The 19,125-nt window shown below is 63.1% G+C and carries 20 protein-coding genes; 9 read left to right on the forward strand and 11 right to left on the reverse strand.

All coding sequences use genetic code 11. The features are described from left to right. Positions 1-8: 8 nt before the first annotated feature. From LIW51_RS10700 to LIW51_RS10715, 4 genes are read right to left on the reverse strand one after another with little or no spacing between them, the layout of a single operon-like run. On the reverse strand, positions 9-1,991 hold the full coding sequence (locus LIW51_RS10700) for a SpoVR family protein (protein WP_227374124.1): 1,983 nt from the start codon (positions 1,989-1,991) through the stop codon (positions 9-11). Then, positions 1,988-3,295, reverse strand: a complete 1,308-nt coding sequence (locus LIW51_RS10705; protein WP_227374125.1) for a YeaH/YhbH family protein — start codon at positions 3,293-3,295, stop codon at positions 1,988-1,990. Before LIW51_RS10705 ends, LIW51_RS10700 begins: the two co-directional genes overlap by 4 nt. Then, positions 3,286-5,568, reverse strand: coding sequence for a PrkA family serine protein kinase (locus LIW51_RS10710; protein ID WP_227374126.1), 2,283 nt, complete (start codon positions 5,566-5,568; stop codon positions 3,286-3,288). The genes LIW51_RS10705 and LIW51_RS10710 overlap by 10 nt, the downstream gene beginning before the upstream one ends. 6 nt (positions 5,569-5,574) lie before the next feature. After that, positions 5,575-7,647, reverse strand: coding sequence for a PrkA family serine protein kinase (locus LIW51_RS10715; RefSeq protein WP_227374127.1), 2,073 nt, complete (start codon positions 7,645-7,647; stop codon positions 5,575-5,577). Between the two features lie 126 nt (positions 7,648-7,773). Between LIW51_RS10715 and LIW51_RS10720 the strand changes: the two genes are divergently transcribed. The 3 genes from LIW51_RS10720 (at position 7,774) to LIW51_RS10730 (ending at position 9,043) form a co-directional block, all read left to right on the forward strand. Next, the gene (locus tag LIW51_RS10720) at positions 7,774-7,971 is read left to right on the forward strand and encodes a hypothetical protein (protein ID WP_227374128.1); all 198 of its coding nucleotides are present in this window, start codon (positions 7,774-7,776) and stop codon (positions 7,969-7,971) included. 210 nt (positions 7,972-8,181) lie between these two features. Then, on the forward strand, positions 8,182-8,568 hold the full coding sequence (locus LIW51_RS10725) for a DUF5820 family protein (protein ID WP_227374129.1): 387 nt from the start codon (positions 8,182-8,184) through the stop codon (positions 8,566-8,568). Positions 8,569-8,593: 25 nt separating this feature from the next. Next, positions 8,594-9,043 carry a UPF0179 family protein gene (locus tag LIW51_RS10730; RefSeq protein ID WP_227374130.1) on the forward strand — a complete coding sequence of 150 codons (450 nt, stop codon included), beginning with the start codon at positions 8,594-8,596 and terminating at the stop codon, positions 9,041-9,043. An 8-nt stretch (positions 9,044-9,051) separates the two neighbouring features. On the opposite strand, the gene LIW51_RS10735 is transcribed toward LIW51_RS10730, so the two are convergent. After that, positions 9,052-9,858 carry a M14 family metallopeptidase gene (locus LIW51_RS10735; RefSeq protein ID WP_227374131.1) on the reverse strand — a complete coding sequence of 269 codons (807 nt, stop codon included), beginning with the start codon at positions 9,856-9,858 and terminating at the stop codon, positions 9,052-9,054. A 76-nt stretch (positions 9,859-9,934) separates the two neighbouring features. Further along, entirely contained in the window at positions 9,935-10,423 is a 489-nt protein-coding gene (locus tag LIW51_RS10740; protein WP_227374132.1) for a DUF309 domain-containing protein, read from the reverse strand. A gap of 308 nt (positions 10,424-10,731) precedes the next feature. Between LIW51_RS10740 and LIW51_RS10745 the strand changes: the two genes are divergently transcribed. Then, a complete protein-coding gene (locus LIW51_RS10745; RefSeq protein ID WP_227374133.1) occupies positions 10,732-10,887 on the forward strand; it encodes a hypothetical protein in 156 nt (51 codons plus the stop codon). Positions 10,888-10,989: 102 nt separating this feature from the next. On the opposite strand, the gene LIW51_RS10750 is transcribed toward LIW51_RS10745, so the two are convergent. From LIW51_RS10750 to LIW51_RS10760, 3 genes are all read right to left on the reverse strand, one after another. Beyond that, positions 10,990-11,307, reverse strand: coding sequence for a DUF7116 family protein (locus LIW51_RS10750; protein ID WP_227374134.1), 318 nt, complete (start codon positions 11,305-11,307; stop codon positions 10,990-10,992). Positions 11,308-11,396: 89 nt separating this feature from the next. Beyond that, positions 11,397-11,930, reverse strand: coding sequence for a hypothetical protein (locus LIW51_RS10755; protein ID WP_227374135.1), 534 nt, complete (start codon positions 11,928-11,930; stop codon positions 11,397-11,399). Positions 11,931-11,971: 41 nt separating this feature from the next. Continuing rightward, entirely contained in the window at positions 11,972-12,211 is a 240-nt protein-coding gene (locus LIW51_RS10760; RefSeq protein ID WP_227374136.1) for a DUF5816 domain-containing protein, read from the reverse strand. Positions 12,212-12,293: 82 nt separating this feature from the next. Here LIW51_RS10760 and LIW51_RS10765 point away from each other — a divergent pair, with 82 nt between their 5' ends. Then, positions 12,294-13,649, forward strand: coding sequence for a bifunctional metallophosphatase/5'-nucleotidase (locus LIW51_RS10765; protein ID WP_227374137.1), 1,356 nt, complete (start codon positions 12,294-12,296; stop codon positions 13,647-13,649). Positions 13,650-13,684: 35 nt separating this feature from the next. Then, complete coding sequence (locus LIW51_RS10770; RefSeq protein ID WP_227374138.1) at positions 13,685-14,083, forward strand: universal stress protein; 399 nt, start codon at positions 13,685-13,687, stop codon at positions 14,081-14,083. Here the strand turns inward: LIW51_RS10770 and LIW51_RS10775 are convergent. After that, a complete protein-coding gene (locus tag LIW51_RS10775; protein WP_227374139.1) occupies positions 14,080-15,051 on the reverse strand; it encodes a mechanosensitive ion channel family protein in 972 nt (323 codons plus the stop codon). The two genes, LIW51_RS10770 and LIW51_RS10775, sit on opposite strands and share 4 nt — an antisense overlap. Before the next feature lie 107 nt (positions 15,052-15,158). On the opposite strand from LIW51_RS10775, the gene LIW51_RS10780 reads away from it, so the two are divergent. Together LIW51_RS10780 and trmB are read left to right on the forward strand one after the other, a co-directional pair. Continuing rightward, positions 15,159-15,905, forward strand: coding sequence for a proteasome assembly chaperone family protein (locus LIW51_RS10780; RefSeq protein ID WP_227374140.1), 747 nt, complete (start codon positions 15,159-15,161; stop codon positions 15,903-15,905). Between the two features lie 107 nt (positions 15,906-16,012). Continuing rightward, positions 16,013-17,074 carry an HTH-type sugar sensing transcriptional regulator TrmB gene (gene trmB / locus LIW51_RS10785; RefSeq protein ID WP_227374141.1) on the forward strand — a complete coding sequence of 354 codons (1,062 nt, stop codon included), beginning with the start codon at positions 16,013-16,015 and terminating at the stop codon, positions 17,072-17,074. Between the two features lie 27 nt (positions 17,075-17,101). On the opposite strand, the gene LIW51_RS10790 is transcribed toward trmB, so the two are convergent. Then, positions 17,102-17,890 carry a DUF8054 domain-containing protein gene (locus LIW51_RS10790; RefSeq protein ID WP_227374142.1) on the reverse strand — a complete coding sequence of 263 codons (789 nt, stop codon included), beginning with the start codon at positions 17,888-17,890 and terminating at the stop codon, positions 17,102-17,104. A gap of 210 nt (positions 17,891-18,100) precedes the next feature. On the opposite strand from LIW51_RS10790, the gene LIW51_RS10795 reads away from it, so the two are divergent. Continuing rightward, entirely contained in the window at positions 18,101-19,087 is a 987-nt protein-coding gene (locus LIW51_RS10795; protein ID WP_303659908.1) for an aldo/keto reductase, read from the forward strand. Positions 19,088-19,125: the final 38 nt, after the last annotated feature.

The raw sequence follows: 19,125 nt of genomic DNA on the forward strand, positions 1-19,125 counted from the left end.
GCCCCCGGTCAGGCCAACCACTCCTCGGGTTTCGTGTTGTAATCGATCTCCGTCGCTGCGATGTCTTCGACCTCGCTCCACGGCAGGTCTTCCATCTCGAACTCGTCGCCGTCGTAGCGCAGGAGTTTCCCCTGCTCTTTGGGTTCCGGTTCGCGGTCGCGTCGCCGAGCTATCTCGGCGTCGCGTTCGTCGACCTCTTTCACGATGGTCTTCAGGTTCACGGGGCGACCCCAGAGGTCGTAGATGCGCTCTAACGTCCGAGCGGCTTGCTCGATGTCGAGCATGACGCCATTGTAGTGGTGGCCGAGCAGCAGTTCGTTGCGGTTCTCGTAGTTGCCGTCGTACACCGCGATGGTCGGCTTGCCGAAGTTGGTGAACTGGAGCATCAGCTTCTTCTTCACGTCCTCGTACTGCGTGCTCGTCACCCGGTAGTCGCCCGTCGTCTGGCTGAACTCGTAGGTGAAGTAGTCGTTGTCGGTGACGAACTCCTTCGTCAGGAAGCCGTCCAAGAACGTCACGTCATTGTGGCTCGCCCGGACTTCGTACATCCGATTCCATCCGGAGGTGAACTCCACATCGGCGATGGCTTCCTCGGCGCTCTCGTAGCGCTCGTCGTCCATCATGTAGCGCGCGTACTGCTCTAGATCGGACTGCGGGATGGCTTCGAGGAAGCCGCGATTCTGGAGTTTACAGAGCGAGAAGTGACGCTCCGCCAGTCCCTCGTACGAGAGCACCTTCCACGGATGCGCGTCCACGTCGATTTCCCCGGCTTTCGCACGCTCTATTCCCTCCTCGTCGATCTTCTCTGAGTCGAGGGATTCGAGGTCGGAGAGCGTCTCCGAGTTCACCGCGTCGAGCGCCGGGTCGGGTTCAAGCAGTTCCATCACGCGGTCGAACTCCACCACGTTGTGGAAGTTGCGCCACGTGATGCCTTTCACTCGCAGGAGCTTTCGCACGACTTCCCGGCGATTCTCGGTGTTCTCGATGTACTCCCACAGCTGCTTGCCGAGTTTGTAGGGGTTCAGGCCGGGCGAGCCGAGCACACGAGCTTGGTGGTCTGCGTACTCGATGAACTCGTCTGCGCCCGCGAAGGACTCCTCGCCCATCATCATCGACTCCCAGTAGGCCGCCCAGCCCTCGTTCATCACCTTCGTCGTCTTCTGGGCCGCGAAGTAGTACGATTCGGTGCGGAGCATCTCCAGCACGTCCTTCTGCCAGTCTTCCATCTCGACCGCTTTGCCCTCCTCCGGGTCGTACGCTCGCCCGTGTTCGAGGAGGTAGGCGAGCAGGTCTTTCTCGGGGTCTTCGAGCGTACCGGCGCGCTTCTCTCGCTGCGCTTCTAGCCACTCCTCGTCGAACACCTCGTCGCGCACCTCGTCGCTCAGGTTCATATCGGCGAGTTGGTCGCCGAGTTCGTCCGTCTCCGTCTCCTCATCCCGCGTCCTGTGCTGTTGTTTGAACGCCTGGTGCTGGTCGATGTTGTCCTGTAAGCAGAGCACGTTGTCGATCCACTTCTCGACTTCTTCCCGATCCGTCTCCGGGTCGGCCATGATAGACCGAACCCGGCCCGCGTGGCGGGAGAGCAGGGCCGCCGCGTCGAGTTCGTCCGCGAACATCCGATACCAGCGGTTTTTAGCGAAGAAGTCGGAGTGGGCCTCGACGTGCGTGATGACCGCCTTCTGGTCGGCGATGCTGTTCGTCTCCTGTAAGAAGGCGTGGGCGGGGTCGTCGTTGATGACGATCTCGAACGCCTTGCCGCCGCTGTACTGGCCTTGCTTTTGCTGCCGGTCGTACTTCATCCCCCACCGCCAGTGCGGATATCGCTCCTGGAACCCGTCGTAGGCGATGAGTTCGTTCATCTCGTCGTAATCGATTATCCAGTACTTCACGGGGTACGGGTCGAGACCGAGTTTCCGCGCGAGTTTTCGCGCTTCCACGACCGGCTCGCGCACTCGCTCGGCCTCGCGCTGGGTTTCGATGCGTTTGTTCATGAGTCCTCCGTGCTCAGTATCTCGTATATCGCGTCCGTCACGTCCTCCGGGCCGTTGACGTAGCTGACCGCGACGTTCTCCGACTCGGCGAAGTTCTTCTCCACCTCTTCTGCGTGCGTGGCGTTGATGGCCTTCCCCTCGGGTTGGGTTTCCACGTAGGCGTGGAGGTTCGCCGGAATCGACGCCATCAGCGGGATGACGTTCTCCTCCGTGTCGTTGCGGCTGTTCTCGCTGTCGCCGGCCGCGAACACGTAGCGGTTCCAGTCGGTCCACGGGTACTCCTCTTCCAAGATGTGTCGGGCGAGTTCGTAGGCCGACGATATCTTCGTCCCGCCGCCCGACCGAATGCCGAAGAACTCGTCACGCTCGACCCGCCACGCCTCCGCGTCGTGGGCGATGTAGACGAACTCGGCGTTGTCGTACTTGCCCGTGAGGTACCAATCCAGCGGCGTGAAAGTGCGCTCGACCAGTTTACGCTTCTTCTCGCGCATCGACCCGGACACGTCGCGGATGTTGACGACGACCACGTTCTTCTCGTGCTCCTCGATTATCTCGGGGTAGCGGTAGCGTTCGTCCTCGCGGCGGAAGGGGACGTGTCGGATACCCTCCTCGCGTATCTTCTGGGCCGTACTCGTCGGCGTCACCTCGCTTTCCATCTCGTCGATGCTCGCCCACTTCGTGCGCTCGTCCGGCGACAGCGCGTCGTAGTTCTCCTCGACCCAGTGTTTCGAGACGGTGAAGTTGTTCTCCCGCGCCCATTTGAACACCGTATCCGGCCCCCAGCCGTCGATCTTCATCGCTTCGCGGATGTACTCGGGGTCGAAGTCCATCGCCAGTTTGCGCTTCAACCCCTCTTTGAACATGCGCTCGAAATCGAGGGTGCTGTCGGGACCGGTCTTCGTTACGTCGGTGAAGTCGCCCTCGGTCTCCTCGACGACCTTCTTCCCCTTCGGTTCGAGGGTCAGCCCGAGTTCGTCGTCCAGCTCCTCGGCGAACTCCTCGGGATCCATCTCGTAGTAATCATGCTCGCCCGACTCGTCGCCGGGTTCGCCTTCCTCGCCGTCGTCGCCGGGCTGGGGTTGGGGCTGGCCGACCGGATCGCCCACGTCGGGGTTCCCTTGGCCGACGCCGCCTCTGTCCCTGCGGTCGTACTGGAACTCCGGCAAGTCCACGATCTTGATAGGGATGTGTATCTCGTCGGGGAGACTCTGCCCGAGGTCGCCGTACTGGATGAACTCCGCGAGGTCTTCACGGCGCTCTTCGCCGACTTCGCGGTAGCGTTCGAGGTCCTCTCTCAGTCCCATTTGTAGCTCACCTGGTCCATGACGTGCTGGCTGGTCAACTCCGCCGACGCGGGCGAGTAGCCGAATAGCTCCTGTAAGTTCCGTATCGTCTCCGCTTTCACCTCGGCTGTCTCGGTGTTCGTCGGGGGGTTCTCCCACTGGCCGGGGTCGAAATCCTCGTACACCCGGCGCACGTCGTCCCAGTCGTTGTTCGCCAGCACGGTCTTGATGACCGGCACCTCCTTCGGGTCGATGTCGCCGACCACGAAGTCGTCGTTACGACTCTCCCACGCGTGGCGGTTCAGCGCGGTGATAACCTTGTTCCGGCGGAACTCCGCCACCGCCGGACTAGGTTCGTGGTTCACCTCGTAGGCGTCCGGCCCGAACCGACCGAGGTGTTCGGTCTCGAACACCTTCATCTTCAGCGCGTCCGGTTCGACGCGCTCGCCGCGGTCGTTTTCAACCGGGTCGCCGGTCGCCCACGCGTAGACGTGTTCGATGTACTCCGCGACCGTCTCCTCGTCTACCCGCCGGTCGCGCATGATGGCGTCCAGCACGTCGCTCTCCTGCTGCTGGAAGACGTAGTTCTTCACGGGCACGAGGCGGTTCTCGTACTCGGTGCGCTCCGCCGCGGAGAATACCGGCGCGTCCCCGATTCCGTCCGCCATCGCGTTCAGCACGTCGCGGGGCATGATGACCTGCTCAACCGCGTAGTCGGGGTGGTGGCGGTCACGAACGTCGTTCAACAGTCCGGCGATGGTGTCCCGTGTGTACGTGACCGGGATGCCGCCCGATCCGTCCGCTGCGTCGTCGTCGAAGTCGAAATCGTCCTTCTCGATGCGGTCGTCGCCGTCCAACAGGTAGCCGCGGTCGAACAGGATGGCTTTGTCCACGAGGTCGAGTCCGGACGGGAGGTCGCTCCCGTCGAGGCGCGAGACGACGCTGTAGAGCGCCGCGGCCTCGATAGCGTGCGGCGCGATTTCGCGCTCTTGCACGGCGTCACCGTCGCGGACGGTGACCGGGACTGGTTCCCGGATGCGAGCTTCGAGTTCGTCGTACACGTCCGCCTGCCAGACCTCCGTCTCGTTGGTGAGTTCGCGCCGGATGAGTTCGGCTTCCAGACTGAGGTTCGTCAGGTAGCCAAACTCCCGTCGGTCGAGTCGGCGTTTGAGCGCGCGGAGTGGGTCGGCCCCGCCCGCGTCGGCGTGCTGGTTCAACTGGGCTTCGAGGTCGGGGTTCGAGATGATGAGGAGCTGCGTGTCGATATCCATCTGAATGCCCTTGTCGAGTTTCACCGCCTTCTCGTCGGGGACGTTGAGCAACTTCTGGAGGAGGTCTGCGTGCTGGGCCGCGTCCTCCACAATGGTCAACAGTCCGTTCCCCTGCGAGAGCACGCCGTCGTAGCTGAACGCTTGCGGGTTCTTCCTGCCGCGGGAGTCGAGTTCCTGCAACATCCCCTGCATCCAACTGCCGACGAGTCGCTGTTTCGGGCGACCGCTGTCCTCCGAGTGGAGGACGCCGATGCCGTCGCCGATGTCGACGACGTAGTTTTTCACTCGGAGGTGCGCGGCGTCGGTGATGGCCGAGAACAGCTCCTCTTCGCCGTTGCGCCGGTACTGTTCTTCGAGATAATCGTACGCCTCGCGGCTGAAGGGGTCGAGTTTTCCGTCGACTTGGATATCCACGTGGTCGTTGAGCCGGGCGTTTAGCTCTTCGAGGAGTTCCTGGCGCACCTTCGGCGGAAACACGAGCAGCGGATGTGACTGAACCGGGCTGGCGTACCAGTTCTCCTCGCTCGACGCGACCGCTTCGTCGCCGTAGGTCAGCCCGGACGGATCACTCGCGGTGGCGATGTTCCACTCGATGGTGTAGCGTCGCCCCTCGGGCGTCTTCGAGTACTCGCGTAGACCGTTGACGAGACAGCGTTTGAGTTCGGACTTTCCGGTCGCGGTCGGTCCGGCGAACCAGATTATCTTCTCCTCTTTGCCCCGGCGGGCCGCGATGGAACGCAGGTCGTCCACGAAGGCGTTCAACACCTCCGTGTTGCCGAGGATGGCGTGTTCGCCGCCGTTGTGCGGGTCGTCGAAGAACCGGAACCGCTCCTTCTCTTCGCCCTCTTCCACGACCATTCTGGTGCCCATCGACTCGATGGCTTCCAGGAGATACTTGCTCGCGTGCGAGGCGATGGTTGGGTTCTCGAACGCGGCGTCCACGTACTCCGCGAGGCTCATCGGCTCCTCGTAGGTCTCCCGGAGTTCATGGTCGGCGTCGGTGATGTAGTCGCTCCCTTCCAACACGGGTTACTCCTCCATTTCGGCGCGGGCGACCTCTGCTCCGGCGAATTCGAGCACCTCCTTCGCGCCGTCGCGCGAGTAGCCCTGTTCGATCAGCGCGTCTATCCACGCGTTCTGTTCGTCGTTGTCCATCTCGTTGGCCGACACCAACGCCGAGAAGTTGATGTTGTGCTTCTTGTCTTCCCAGAGTTTGCGCTCCAGCGCGCGGCGCAGACGGTCGTTGTCCTGTGGGTTGAACGGCGACCCTTCGCGGGCGCGCCGCGACACCCAGTTCGACACTTCCTGCCGGAAGTCGTCCTTGCGGTCGCGCGGGACTTCCAATTTCTCCTCGACGGCGCGGAGGAAACTCTCGTCGGGTTCCTGTTCGCGCCCCGTCAACTCGTCCTCGACGGTGGCGTTGTCGATGTACGCCATCACGTGATCCATGTACTTCTCGCCCTGTCGCTGGATCTCGTCGATGTCGTAGGCGAGGGCGTGGCGCACGTCCTCGATGGCGCGCTCGCGGTACTCGCCGCGGACGGTTTCGAGGTAGCGGTAGTACGTCTCGAAGTTCTCCTCGGGGATGGAGCCGTGATTCTCCAAGTTCTCCTCGAAGTGGTTGAACACCGAGAGCGGGCTGAGGAAGCCGCGACTCCGGTGGGTGGAGTTCATGATGGCCTCGGCGATCTCGTCGCCGATGAACCGGGCCGAAACGCCTTCCATCCCTTCGCCGATGTCGGCCTTGTCCTCCGCTTCCTCCCGGAGCTTCTTCACGTCGACGTCGTCGCTGTCTTCGGTTTCGCCGTTGTAGGCTTTCGCCTTCTGGAGGAGGTCGACCATCTCGGTGTCGGGTTCCTCGACGCGCGTCAGGACGCCGAACAGCCCAGCCATCTCCAAGGTGTGCGGTTCGATGTGCACGTCCGGCACGTCGGCGTTCCGGAGCATCTTCCGGTAGATGTCGGCTTCCGACTCGTATTCGAGAACGTACGGGAAGTCGATGCGTTTCGTCCGGTCGTTGAACGCCTCCATCTTCTCGTCGCCCTTCTTATCCCTGTACTCGGGCATGTTCGTCCGGCCGACGATGACCTGGTCGATGTCGATTCGGGGGTTGTTCTTCGGCTTGATGGTCTGTTCCTGCGTGGCGTGCAGGAAGTCGTAGAGGAACTCCCGCTGGAGTTTGAGCAGTTCCTCGCCGCTGAAGATACCCCGGTTGGCGTTACAGAACGCGCCGGAGTAGTCGAACGCTCGCGGGTCGCTCTCGCCGTAGATGGCGATCTTGGAGTAGTTGACGTCGCCCGTGAGTTCGGTCTCGTCCTGATTCTTCTTGTCCTTCGGCTCGAACGTCTCGACGGCCTGTCGCTTGTTCTCGTTGGCGACGAGGCGGATTATCTCGACGTGATTCTCGAGCACCTGCTGGATATCGTCGTCGTAGTACGCCAACAGCGCGTCCATGTAGAACTCGCTGGCGGGGTCTAACGCCTGCTCGTTTTTGATGGTGTAAGGGGCGTCGAGGCGTTCGTTGATGTCGTCGATGACGGTCTGGCGCTGTTCGATCGGGAGCAAGACGAGCGGGTCTTGGTTCATCGGCGACCGCACCACGTCGTCCGCCGGGTCTTGGTCTTTGATCACGTCACAGAGGTTCGTCCACCGGAACGTGTACATCCGACCCTCGTCGCTGAGCGTGTAATCTTCGAAATACTTGCGAACCTGTCGGTCGAAGTCGGATTTACCCGACCCGACCGGGCCGAGTAGCAGTTTGATACGCTTTTCCGGACCTAGCCCGCGCGCGCCGCTTTTCACCTTGTTCACGAACTCGTGCATCGCGCGGTGAATCTCGCGCCCGTAAAACGTGTTCTCCCCGTCGTGCAGGGGATCTTCGGACGCGAGTTGGTACTCCACGACGCCGGAGTCCTCGTCGTACTCCGTGCCGTAGTAATCGAACATGTCGGCGACGCGCTGGTGGGCGTTCCGGGCGATCTTCGGGTCGTCGTGTGCCTCTCGGAGATACCAGTCGAACGACTTCGTCTCGCGGAGGTCTTCAGGCATCGATTCCTGGTAGCTTCGGCTGAGGTCTTCCAGCGTTTCAATGTCACCTTTCATTGTATCACGTATTGTTTGGGACTGTGGAACGGACCGTTGGAGAGAGAGACCAACCGGGCGGTCCGAGGCCGGCGGGAATACGTAGTAGGGGTACACCCACTAAGGTTTGTCGGTCGAAACGAAGGGATGGCTCTCACAGAGGGCAGTCCGGGCGACGACGGTCGCGCCCGCGTTGACGTCGGTGTCTGTCGGGGGATCATGTGCGTGCCATCCACCACTCGGGTCGATGACCGGGTCGGCGCGTTCCGACGAATCCTATTTGGCGACCGGAGCGTGGTTCGAGACCGTGTACCGTGTGGGCAACTGCCACCCGATACTATTTAATAGATGGGATGAGGAGATATATAACTGTTGTCCGACCACAAGACTTTTTTCATTTGGATTAAGAACTCCGAGTTTCCGAACATACGACCTGTGACGGCTGAAAACACGGAATACGGTAAGTGGTGAAAACTTCAATAGTGCACCTTTTATATACTCAGTTGTCGCTCCGGACTGACAACCCTTACCCCGCTACGGCATTAACCTTCGTCCATGCCCGAAGAAGCGCTTCCGGAATCGTGGATCGTCTGGAACGACGAACCCGACGGTCGATGTATCCTCGCGTACCGCCCGGACGTGTTCGACACACAGCAGTTTCCACCTGAGTGTCTTCCCACCATCTATCTCACGCAGGGGACGCCGAACCGCCCGCCGCAGGAGCATCGCACGACCGACTCGTGGTATCTCAAGTTCTACCTCGAACCGAACGTGACCCTCTCCGAGACGCCTCGCTTCCCGACGCGCGACGAGGCGTTCGACGCCGCCGTCGAGCTCGCCGCGAAGTTCGCGCGCGGGGAGGTAGATTACCGGGCGTGCTACCAAGTTCCCCGCGAGGCGTATCTCGATCGACTGGACGAGTTGACGGGGCGAGAGGCTTAACCGACCACCCGCCCTACGCCCGAGTATGTCCACCATCACGCTCATCGGAACCAGCCTCGTCGAAGCCGGTCAGGAGTTCGTCTATCAGGGCGAGGCCAGCGCCTGCGAAGGCTGTCCATATCGCAATCAGTGTCTCAATCTCTCTGAGGGGGTGAAGTACCGCATCACCGACGTCCGCGAGGGCGCACAGACGCTTCCCTGCGGCGTCCACGACGACGGCGTCAGCGCCGTCGAAGTCGAACCGACGAGCGTCTGCGCCAACGTCCCCGCGAGGAACGCCTACGCCGGAAGCAAGGCGAAACTCGGCGGTTCGTGCCCTCACGTCGAGTGCCCGAGCCACGAGTTCTGCGAACCCGCCGGGGCGGAGTTTGACGAGGAGTACCAGATTTCGAAGATCGTCGGCGACCCGCCCCACGACTACTGCGCCCTCGACCGCGATTTGACGCTGGTCGAGTTCGCACCTCAAGAGGAATAATTGGCCGTTCAGTCGCCCAACACTCCCACTTCTTCCCCCGTGTATCCGAGGATATCCTCGTACCCGTAGGCGGACATCAGCACCGGAACGAACGGCTCCTCCGCGACCAGTTCCTCGCCGTCCGCGGTGGCGAACGCCTCGCCCGCCTCGACGTGGTGGAAGTTCTCCACCAACACCTCGAACTCCGTCCCGCCGTTCTTCCGCACCGGCTGTTCCATCCGGTAGACCGTCACCTCGTCGCGCTGGCCTGCCTCGACCGGGTTGTCGCCCCCCGGAAGCGGGAGCACGGCGGTTCCGGCGAGGAAGCCTCGGATGAGATCGTAGGCGTTCTCCGCCGCCTCGTCCGACCCCTGTAGTCCGCACTCGACTTCGAGCGTATGCGGATGCGAGATGAGTTTCCCCTTTGTGAAGCGGTCGGTCTCGACCAGCTCCGAGACGGGGAGGTACGGACAGATGGAGCGGGCGACGGCGTTCACCCGATCAACGAGCGCGAACGGACGAGCGTACGACTTCGTGGAGTGCAGCGAGAGCACCGTACAGTCGCGGAGTTCGTCGAGCAACTCGTGGGCCAGTCTGTGCTCGTAGTGCTCGGCGTTCGGGTCGCCCGGAAACACGCGATTCAGATCTTCGTTCACGTACCGAACCTTCCGTTCCAGCGCCAGTTCGTTCACGATAACGAACTTCACCGGGCGCTCGACAGTCGGGTCTTCGGCCAGTAGTCGTTCCACGGCGCGCGGTCCGCACGGTTCGTCGCCGTGAATCCCGGCGACGACAGCGACTTCCGGTGTCCCTTCACCTAGCTGCTCGATGCGCATTTATCGAGGGCAGGTGTCGAAGCTTGAAAGCACTTTACACTCGCACTCAAACGAGAAAACACGATGATTTTTCATCCTAGTCGAGCGTCTCCGCGTAGACGAAATCTTTCTTTCTCGCTTCGGGGTGCGCTCCGTCGAGCGAAATCTGCCACCTGTGTAGAACCGTCGGGTCGTTCTGCGCGTTCGTGAGCTTCGTCCGCACGTTGAGCACGTCTACGCCGTAGAAGTCCCGAGGGACGCCGTGGAGGTACTGGAGCGCCGTCTCGAACAGCGAGCGCATACCGCCGTCGTCCTCAAAGTCGAAGTGTTTGTACGCCCCCGCCGCGACCTGCACCATCCCGTGGAGGAAGGCGCTCTCCGTCGTCCCGTTTCCGTAGTTGTACCACTCGTCCTCGAAGCAGTCGTGGCTCTCGTGGAACTCCCCGGAGTTGTAGAGGCGAACGCCGTGGATAGTCGCTCGGCGGAGAGTGCCGTGCTCCCACAGTTCCTCCTCGGGGAGCCACCCCGCCGGGGTTAGACCGGTCGGCGGCGGGTCGGCGGTCGAATCACGCGTGTGGTCGTCCATCGTTAGACCGATGATTCGTGCTCTCGCGGTTTGTGTCTTCGTACTCGACGAATCGAGTTCCGCGCCTTCGGCACCCGACGAGAGTCGCGATTACGGAACGTGACCTATTGCTAGGACCGACACTGCACCGCCTGCGGACAGGCGGCCTAAATCGGGTCGCCCGTCCGTGTTCGCAGGCGAAGCCTGCTCGCAAACAGGAGCGCTAAGAGTGCAAGAGCGCGATTGTTCGTCATCGCTACACCGCGAGAGATATGTTTCAGGAATCGAGACTAAGACGTATAATAAGACACCCCGCCTTGACGTTCGCGGTGCTCACGTGGCTCGTACTTAGCGCCCTCGTTTGGTTCGACGCCTCCGAGCGCGATAACGGACGGTGGCAGTGGGGACTCGTCGTCGCGGCCACTGGATTTCTGGGTTTCGCCGCGTACGTTCTCTTCGCGGTTTCCCCGCCGGAACCTCGCTAAGAACAGCTCCCGCGACCGGCGTGACTCGTCGACTGACGTTCGTGCCGAACTCGAACGGAAAAAATCGATTCGCTTTAGAGGGCCGAGCGGTCTCGACCGTGGCTACACCGCGACGCGACAGGGTGGTGCTCGCGCGACTTCGTAGTCCCCGCCCTCTCGAACCGCGATGATCGCCCACTCGTACTCCGGATTGGAGTCGCTTAACTGCCGACGAAGCCGTGACGCGTTCTCTTCCCACGTGACGAAACAGCGGAGTTCGCCGCGTTTCGGCGCGTCCGCGGTGTCCGCGAGCGCCGTGACTCGTACTTCGCGCCACTTTCGTCTCGCCCGGAACTCGTCGCCGTCGTCCAGCACCTCGTAGCCGAGACTGTTGAAAATCGATCTGGCCTCCTTGGCCGGTGGTGTGCTAACAGGGGCCATCCGTTTGAGAGTACCACACTCCGTGTAATAAATGTTCTTGCAGGATTCGGCGGATACAGTTTGATATTTAGAAAATAGAAATAATCGAATCAGGTGAGTTGTAACCACGGATTCGGGTGCTGGGAGGGATTCGCTTCGACCTCGCCCTCGTCCCGAAGCGCCTTCAGTCGGTCGCGGACATCGTCGCGTTCCATCTCTCCGATGGCCGCCGCCGCGTCCAGCAGCATCCCCTCCGCTACGCCGTCCTCCGTGACCGATGCGCGCTCCGAGCCGGTAGTTCTCACCGCGTCGTCCCCGATAACGCGGAGGTACTCGCGGAGATCCATCGTATCGCCGAGTTCTTCGTGCCAGCGCCGTGGGAAAGCACTCACTCGCCCGCCGCCGAGTACGTAGACGTGACCACCGCCCTGCCACGAACCCGCGTCGGTCAGGCTCTCTTCCAACGAAGACGGGAACGCGTCCTCGCCGTACTCGGTCGCGTCGAAGTAGGACTCCAACACTTTGCGCTCGACGCCCGGCCCGTCCGTGTGGTGGGTCTCGACCAGTCGCACCGCGTCGTCGAGCGTGAGCGTCTCGACTCTGCTATCCAGTTCGTCGACGAGTTGCTGGTCGGTCGAAGCCATATCGATTCTCTGGTCGGCACACGGATAAAAAACGCGGCCATCTACTCGTGTGCCGCGTCCCACTCCGTCGCCTTCCGGAGGTTTCCGCACCTGTTGCACTCGATACGACCCATCGAATCCATCGCGTTGTCGAGCGTCTCGCAGTTGGCACAGAAGTAGCCGTACCGACGCTCCCCCTCGGGCGACCGATAGACGACGAAGAACACGCCCTTCGACCCGCGCGTTCCCTCCGATGCACTGATGTAGACCGTTTCGCCGTCGGACGTCGTCGTTTCGTTCATCACGCCCCGTTTGTCACTCCAGCGATTTAGGGATACTGAACGCATCGAAGGAGTCTTGTCCCGCGCCCGAGATTTCTCGGCGATGGCTCTCCGTCTCCTCCATTACTCGGACATCGAGAACGCCTACGACGAACCCGACCACATCGGTCGTCTCGCGGGGTGTATCGACAGCCTCCGCGACGACCGGACGCTCGTGGTGGGAACCGGCGACAACACCTCCCCCGGCGTCCTCTCGCTCGTCACCGAAGGCGCACAGGCGCTCGATTTCTTCGACGCCGTCTCGCCCGACTTCGAGACGTTCGGCAACCACGACTTCGACTACGGCGTGGAGCGCGCCCGCGAGTTCGTCCGGCGCTCCCCGCAGACGTGGCTCACCGCCAACGTCCGAGAGCACGGCGACCAATTCGCCACAGCCGCCGGAACCGTCCCCCACGCAGTCCGCGAATTCGACGGGACGCGAGTCGGGTTCTTCGGCCTGACCGACCCCACGACGCCCGCCCTGAATCCGAACGCGACCGACCTTTGCTTCGCCGACCCGATCCCGGCGGCCAGGGACGCCGTCTCCCACCTCCGAGACGAGGGCGCGGAGTACGTCGTCGCCCTCTCCCACCTCGGTCGCGGCGACGAGGAACTCGCGGCCACCGTGGACGTGGACGTGATACTCGGCGGCCACGTTCACTCCGAGCAGATAGAGCGACTGAGCGGAACGCTCCTGACCCGCCCCGGCGTGAACGCCCGCGTCCTCCTCGAAATCGAGTTCGAGTCCGACCCGACCGTGACCCGGCACCCCGTGGCCGACGCGCCGCGAGACGACGATGTGGCGGCGACGATGCGCGAGCGCATGGCGGCGGCGGGACTCGACGCGGTCGTCGCCACGGTCGACGACCCCATCGAACGAACCGAAGCGACGACGTTCCGGGGCGAGAGTCGAATCGGCAACTTCGTCGCCGACGCCTACCGCTGGGCGACCGACGCGGACGTCGGCCTCCAGAACAGCGGCGGCATCCGCGAAGGAAATTCGCTCGCGGGCGAGGTGACGGTCGCCGACCTCGTGAGCGTCGTCCCGTTTCAGGAGCACGTCGCCGTCGCGGAACTCTCCGGCGAGGAACTGCTCGACGTGTTTCGACAGGCCCACGGCGCGACCGTCACCTTCGGCGAACCAGACTGGTGGCACGCCCATCTGAGCGGGGCGAAACTCGTCTGGGATCGGACGGAGGGCGGCCTCAAATCAGCGACCGTCGGCGGCGACCCGATTCACGAGGACGCGACGTACACCCTCGCCACGACCGAGTACCTCCTCCACACCGACCGGGAGTTTCCCGCGCTCGGCGAAGAGCACCGCGTAGAGGTCGGCGACGTCCAGTACGAGGTGCTGGCGGACTACGCCCGCGAGTTCGGCGTCGAACCCGAGATCGACGGTCGCATTGCACGTCGATAGTAAGGTTCTCCCGAGTGGGGTGCGATTCATCTCGTATGACCCGCGTCCTCGTTCCGGTTCGGTATCCGCTATCGAACCACTCCCGTCGGACGCTCTCCGAAGCCATCGACGTGGCGGAAGCGCGTGGCGCCGATCTCACGGTCTTACACATCAACCTCTACCACCGGGGGAACGACGCAACGCGAACCGAGCTGAAACGCACCGTCGAGTCGGCGTTCGGTCGGATCACCAACGCCCGCTACGTCGTCCGCGACGGTTTCTTGGTCGAAGAGACGATCCTCGAAGAGATCGCGGCGACGCGCTCCGACGTGGTCGTCATCGGTCGCAAGCAGATGGGTCGATGGCGGCGCGCGATCCGCCGACTGGTGGACGATCCGGACATCGAGAACTTCCTCAGGGAGAAGGTCGACTGCGAACTCATCACGGTGGGTTAAGGGTCGTCGAACTCGACCGGGTGGTGTGCACGTTCGGGGTCGACCGACACCCGCGCGACACCGCTCGTATCGTCGAAGACGAGGTGGGAGTGGGGGTAGGCGATCTCCACGTCCGCGTCCTCGATCTCGTCCCAGATTCGCTCCAGTATCCGCGACCTGACGCGGAGCATGTTGTAGGGGTCTTTCACCCAGTAGCGCAGGTCGAGCAGGACGCCGTGGTCGGCGTAGTCCCTGATGTTCGCCACCGGATCGCTCGGGTAGCGCGCGCTTCCGATGCGGATATCCGGCCCGGTCGAGACGACTTCCGGCGTCTCTCGGGCGGCCCGTTCCATGATGGCTCGCGCTTCTTGGAGGTCGCCTTCGTAGGTGACGAGCAGTTGAAGCGAGAGACGAGAGCGAGTGTCCTCGGCTGAGTAGTTTATTACGTCGCGTTCGCGCATCGTCGCGTTCGGGATGACGAGAAAGGTGTTTTCGAGGGTGAATATCTTGGTGTATCGGAGGGTAATGTCCTCGACGTAGCCCCGCGTTCCGGCACCCGGCGCGCTGCCGTCGACGAGTTCAATGAGGTCGCCGATCTCGTAGGGCTGGTCGGCCAGTACGAACAGTCCGTTGATGACGCTCCCGACGATGGGCGCGAGGACGAGACCGACCGCCGCGGAGAACACCGTCACCGACAGCAGAATGTCCGACGGCGTCCAGTGCAATCGGGCCACCGCGAACCCGACCGCGACGAAGAGGATCGTACCGCGAATCGCCCGGAGAATCGTCTTCGTGACGCTCGGCCTGCGGAATCGCCGTGCCACCTGCCGCCCGACGAGGCTGACGACCAACTTCGAGACGTACCACCCGAGGAGAACGTACAGCGCGGCGAGGAGGACGTCCGTGATGGTAGCGCCCGCGACCGGGAAACTACCGACGTCTCCGAGCCACCGAGCGACATCGCCAAGCAGACCTTCGAGCGTCGGCATGAGTCCCCCCTCTCACCAGTCTTAGTAAAACCTCTCCATTTCTGTCTCCCGAATGTAAACTCGCAGACAGGAGTACGAACTAAGTCCCAGCGCGTCGAATCCGAACCATGAGTTCCGACCCACGATCTCCGCGCGTCTCGTTCGAGATACGTCACGACGAGGAGCCGAGCGAAACCCTGCTGGCCGGACTATCGGAGTTCGGACTCGCCGGGCTGACCGCGGTCGAGTATCTCGTCGAACAGCTCGACCTCGAAGAGACGGGACACGTCACCGCCGAGCGACTCCCCGCCATCACGCCGTTCCAGAACGGACGCCCGCACCACCACACCCGGCTGTTCTCCCGGCCGAATCTCGACCTGACAATGCTCGTCGGCGAACTGTTCGTTCCGGTCTGGGCCGCTGACTCGTTCGCCAGCGCCATCCTCGACTGGACGCAGGGGAACGGGGTCGAGGAGATCGCCGTCCTCTCCGGAATCCCGGTTCCCCACGGTCCGGAGGAACACCGGGTCTTCTACGTCGCCACGGACGACTACCGCAAGAAGCGCCTCGACGGCGTCGACATCCCGGGGATGGGTCGCGGCTTCCTCGACGGGACGAAAGCCACCCTCGTCGCTCGCGGACTCGAGTCGTCGCTCACGACAGGGGTGTACGTCACCCCCGTCCACGCCCAGACGCCGGACGTGGAAGCGGCCCTGCGACTCATCGACGCCGTCCGCGACGTGTACGGCGTCTCGGTCGACACCGACCCGCTGGAGGCGTTCGCCGAGGAGGTGGGCGAATACTACGCCGAACTCGCGGCGCGACTGGAGACGGTTCAGGAAACCGAGCGCCCGGACGACCGGATGTACATGTGAACCTTTTACGATGGTCGGTGTGGCAAGTCCCGCGTCGGCGCGGGCGCTGGCTCTCGACCGTCGCAAAAGGCGGGTTACTATAATCCTCCGTGGATTTGCTCTGGGTAATGACCTCCGACGACCTCTATCTGACGCTCGAACGAGTCGGAGAACGGTTCAACCTCGGGGAGTACGAGATCGACGCCTACCTCACGGTGCTCGAACACGGACGGCTGACCGCGAGCGAAATCGCGGAGCGCACGGACATCCCGCAACCGCGGGTGTACGACACCGTCCGGAGTCTGAGCGACCGAGGGCTCGTCGAACTCCGCGAATCCCGCCCAATGAAGGTCATCGCGATCGACCCCGAGGAGGCATTCTCCGACGTGCAGTCGTCGCTCGGCGATATGATATCGAATCTCGAAGACCGATACACCGCCCCGACGCGGGACACCGAGGCCGTCTCACTAGTGAAATCGCGTTCGACCATCCTCCGATACCTCGAAGACGTCATCGCCGAGGCGGAGTACGAACTCGCGCTGTCGCTGACGCCCGATCTGCTCGAACGCTTCGAGGACGACCTCAGCACCGCCATCGACTCCGGCGTGAGCACGGAACTGCTCGTTACGCCGGCCTCGGAAGCGCCCGAACCCGAGGAGTTTGACTACGACGCCGTGGCGACGACCGTCCGCGCCCGCCGGGGAATCACCACACCAGTCGTCGCGGTGGCGGACGGCGAATACTCGATGTATGCCACGCAAGACGCCCTGCGCGACGACCGCGACCGGTACGGCGTCATCTTCAATCGCTCCGCGCTGGGCTTTCTCGTCTCCGGCTTCTTCGGTACCGTCCTCTGGACCACCGCGGAGCGAACCCTCTTCGCTGACGGGAGCGACAGGGGGTTCCCCCGGCGCTACGCCTCCATCCGGCGGTGCGTCAAGGAGATTCAGGAACTGGAGGGGGAGTTCTACGCGACCATCAAGGGCCGCGACATCGAGAGCGGACGGGAGCGAGTCGTTCGCGGGAAGGTCGTCGGCTTCTCGTTCGAAGGCGGTGAGCGCGTCGCCGGGATGTCGGTCGAGACGGAGAACGGTACGGTCACGGTCGGCGGGCAGGTCGCCGCCCTCGAAGACATCGAAGCGCACGAGATTCGAGTCGGAACGGACGAACCGCCCGCCTACGAGCGGTAAGCGACGCGGGGTAAAACGCGACGAGCGTCAGAATCGGAAGACGTGCTGGTCGCACGTCGGACAGGCAAGCACCTCGTCGGGGGGTGATAGGGGACTCGTACCGCTGCCACAACAGCGGTCGGCCGTCGTCTCTTCGAGTTCCACGCCGCAGTCCGGACACTCGCGGAGGAACGCCCGCAGTGCGGACGCCGACTGCACGCGAACTGCGGGGTCGATATCGGACTCGGCCAGCGCCCGAACCGCCGCCACCTCGGCGATTGCGATGGGCCGCGAGAGCCACCGTTCGCTTTCGGGGCCGCCCGCCGAGACGACGACCCAGTCGCCACCCTCGACGAGTTCGACGTCGACGGGGGCGGGTGCGGCGTCGCGCACCGCCGACACCAGGTCGCGCTCTCGAACGCGGCGCATCTCCGCGCGCCAGTCGGTTCTGAATCGTTCGTCGAGGTGGAGGGAGTCGCCGACAGCGTGGACGATTTCCCCGGCGAGAAGTGCGTCCAGCGCGCGCTCCCCCGCGTCGTCGTCAGCCTCCTCCGCGAGCGACCCGGCTTCCATCGGTTTGGCCGGGTCGCCCACGAGCGCGTCGACGAGTCGAGGTGCGAACCGCGGCGTGCCGGGGACGAGATAGCCCCGAAGCGCGATGGCAGCACTGCCGACGAGTCCGAGCGCCGAGGCGACCCCGAGGCGTCGAGCGCGTCTCGCGGGAAGCAGTCGGGCGACGCCCGCACACACGAAGAAAAGAAGGACGGCGTTCGACACCGTGCAGGGCCAGCACCTGTTTCCTCCCGTGTACTCGGGCTTTCGCAAGTCGTCTAACATCGACGAGGGATTGGAAGGCGAACAGTTTGAGTGTTCGGGCGACGGGGGTCGTTCGTGGGTGGCGAGAACACTCTGTGATAATCGACTCTTCGAAGTTGTCCCAGAAAACTCCCTTACGCATCGACTCTGGCACCTCAACCTTTCGTCTCGTGCTGTCCCCTAGCCCGTCCGCCCACAACCCTATACTTCCGCCCGAGTAATCCACTAGCCATGACGGAGATGGAGTACACGAAATTGGGGAGCACGGGCCTCGAAGTCTCGCGCCTCTGTCTGGGCTGTATGAACTTCGGGAGCGACCAGCCGTGGATGATGAACGACGAGGAGGCGAGTCTCGAACTCATCGACCGCGCGCTGGAGATGGGCATCAACTTCCTCGACACGGCAAACGTCTACTCGCGCGGCGAGAGCGAGGAGATCGTCGGTAAAGCCATCGAGGAACGCAACCGCGACGAACTCGTCGTCGCCACGAAGGTGTTCGGGAATATGGGCGACTATCCGAACGGACAGGGTCTCTCCCGGAAACACGTCCTCGACCAAGCGGAGGCGAGTCTCGACCGGCTCGGCACGGACTACATCGACCTCTACCAGATCCACCGCTGGGACGAGACGACGCCCATCGAGGAGACGCTCTCGGCGCTCGACCACCTCGTCGAGACGGGGAAAGTTCGCTACGTCGGCGCGAGCACGATGGCCGCGTGGCAGTTCACGAAGGCGCTCTACGAGAGCGACAGCCGCGATTACGAGCGGTTCACGTGCATGCAACCGGAGTACAACCTCGTGGATCGCCACGAGGAGCAGAACGTCTTACCCGTCTGCGAATCGGAGGGCGTCGGCGTCATCCCGTGGTCGCCGCTCGCTGGTGGGTTCCTGACGGGGAAGTATGACCGCGACGAGGAGGTTACCGAGGGCCGCGCGGCGGAAGACGAGCACACCGAAGCGCGGTTCACCAACGAGAACTGGGCCGTGTTGGCCGAGGTGCGAGCCATCGCCGAGGAGAAGGGTGTCACGCCCGCACAGGTCAGTCTCTCGTGGTTGCTCCACAAACCCGTGGTCGATTCGCCCATCGTCGGCCCTCGAACCATAGACCATCTGGAGGAGAACGTCGAATCCATCGACGTCTCGCTCACAGACGAGGAGATAGAGCGGCTCGAATCGCCGAAGTCGCCGGTCTGGTCGCGCGAGATAGCGAACATTTGACGCCGGCGAGTCGACCACGTCCAACGGTGTTCAAGAGG

The sequence above is a fragment of the Haladaptatus halobius genome (genome assembly GCF_020618475.1).
In the GTDB taxonomy this organism is placed as follows: domain Archaea; phylum Halobacteriota; class Halobacteria; order Halobacteriales; family Haladaptataceae; genus Haladaptatus; species Haladaptatus halobius.

Bases quoted from the DNA above. Each gene is read 5' to 3' on its own strand.
- LIW51_RS10750 (WP_227374134.1), bottom strand. From the start codon at position 11,307: ATGGCCCCTGTTAGCACACCACCGGCCAAGGAGGCCAGATCGATTTTC.
- LIW51_RS10730 (WP_227374130.1), top strand. From the start codon at position 8,594: ATGTCCACCATCACGCTCATCGGAACCAGCCTCGTCGAAGCCGGTCAG.
- LIW51_RS10725 (WP_227374129.1), top strand. From the start codon at position 8,182: ATGCCCGAAGAAGCGCTTCCGGAATCGTGGATCGTCTGGAACGACGAA.
- trmB (WP_227374141.1), top strand. From the start codon at position 16,013: ATGACCTCCGACGACCTCTATCTGACGCTCGAACGAGTCGGAGAACGG.
- LIW51_RS10700 (WP_227374124.1), bottom strand. From the start codon at position 1,991: ATGAACAAACGCATCGAAACCCAGCGCGAGGCCGAGCGAGTGCGCGAG.
- LIW51_RS10735 (WP_227374131.1), bottom strand. From the start codon at position 9,858: ATGCGCATCGAGCAGCTAGGTGAAGGGACACCGGAAGTCGCTGTCGTC.
- LIW51_RS10715 (WP_227374127.1), bottom strand. From the start codon at position 7,647: ATGAAAGGTGACATTGAAACGCTGGAAGACCTCAGCCGAAGCTACCAG.
- LIW51_RS10760 (WP_227374136.1), bottom strand. From the start codon at position 12,211: ATGAACGAAACGACGACGTCCGACGGCGAAACGGTCTACATCAGTGCA.
- LIW51_RS10775 (WP_227374139.1), bottom strand. From the start codon at position 15,051: ATGCCGACGCTCGAAGGTCTGCTTGGCGATGTCGCTCGGTGGCTCGGA.
- LIW51_RS10795 (WP_303659908.1), top strand. From the start codon at position 18,101: ATGACGGAGATGGAGTACACGAAATTGGGGAGCACGGGCCTCGAAGTC.
- LIW51_RS10720 (WP_227374128.1), top strand. From the start codon at position 7,774: ATGGCTCTCACAGAGGGCAGTCCGGGCGACGACGGTCGCGCCCGCGTT.
- LIW51_RS10755 (WP_227374135.1), bottom strand. From the start codon at position 11,930: ATGGCTTCGACCGACCAGCAACTCGTCGACGAACTGGATAGCAGAGTC.
- LIW51_RS10765 (WP_227374137.1), top strand. From the start codon at position 12,294: ATGGCTCTCCGTCTCCTCCATTACTCGGACATCGAGAACGCCTACGAC.
- LIW51_RS10705 (WP_227374125.1), bottom strand. From the start codon at position 3,295: ATGGGACTGAGAGAGGACCTCGAACGCTACCGCGAAGTCGGCGAAGAG.
- LIW51_RS10770 (WP_227374138.1), top strand. From the start codon at position 13,685: ATGACCCGCGTCCTCGTTCCGGTTCGGTATCCGCTATCGAACCACTCC.
- LIW51_RS10790 (WP_227374142.1), bottom strand. From the start codon at position 17,890: ATGTTAGACGACTTGCGAAAGCCCGAGTACACGGGAGGAAACAGGTGC.
- LIW51_RS10780 (WP_227374140.1), top strand. From the start codon at position 15,159: ATGAGTTCCGACCCACGATCTCCGCGCGTCTCGTTCGAGATACGTCAC.
- LIW51_RS10740 (WP_227374132.1), bottom strand. From the start codon at position 10,423: ATGGACGACCACACGCGTGATTCGACCGCCGACCCGCCGCCGACCGGT.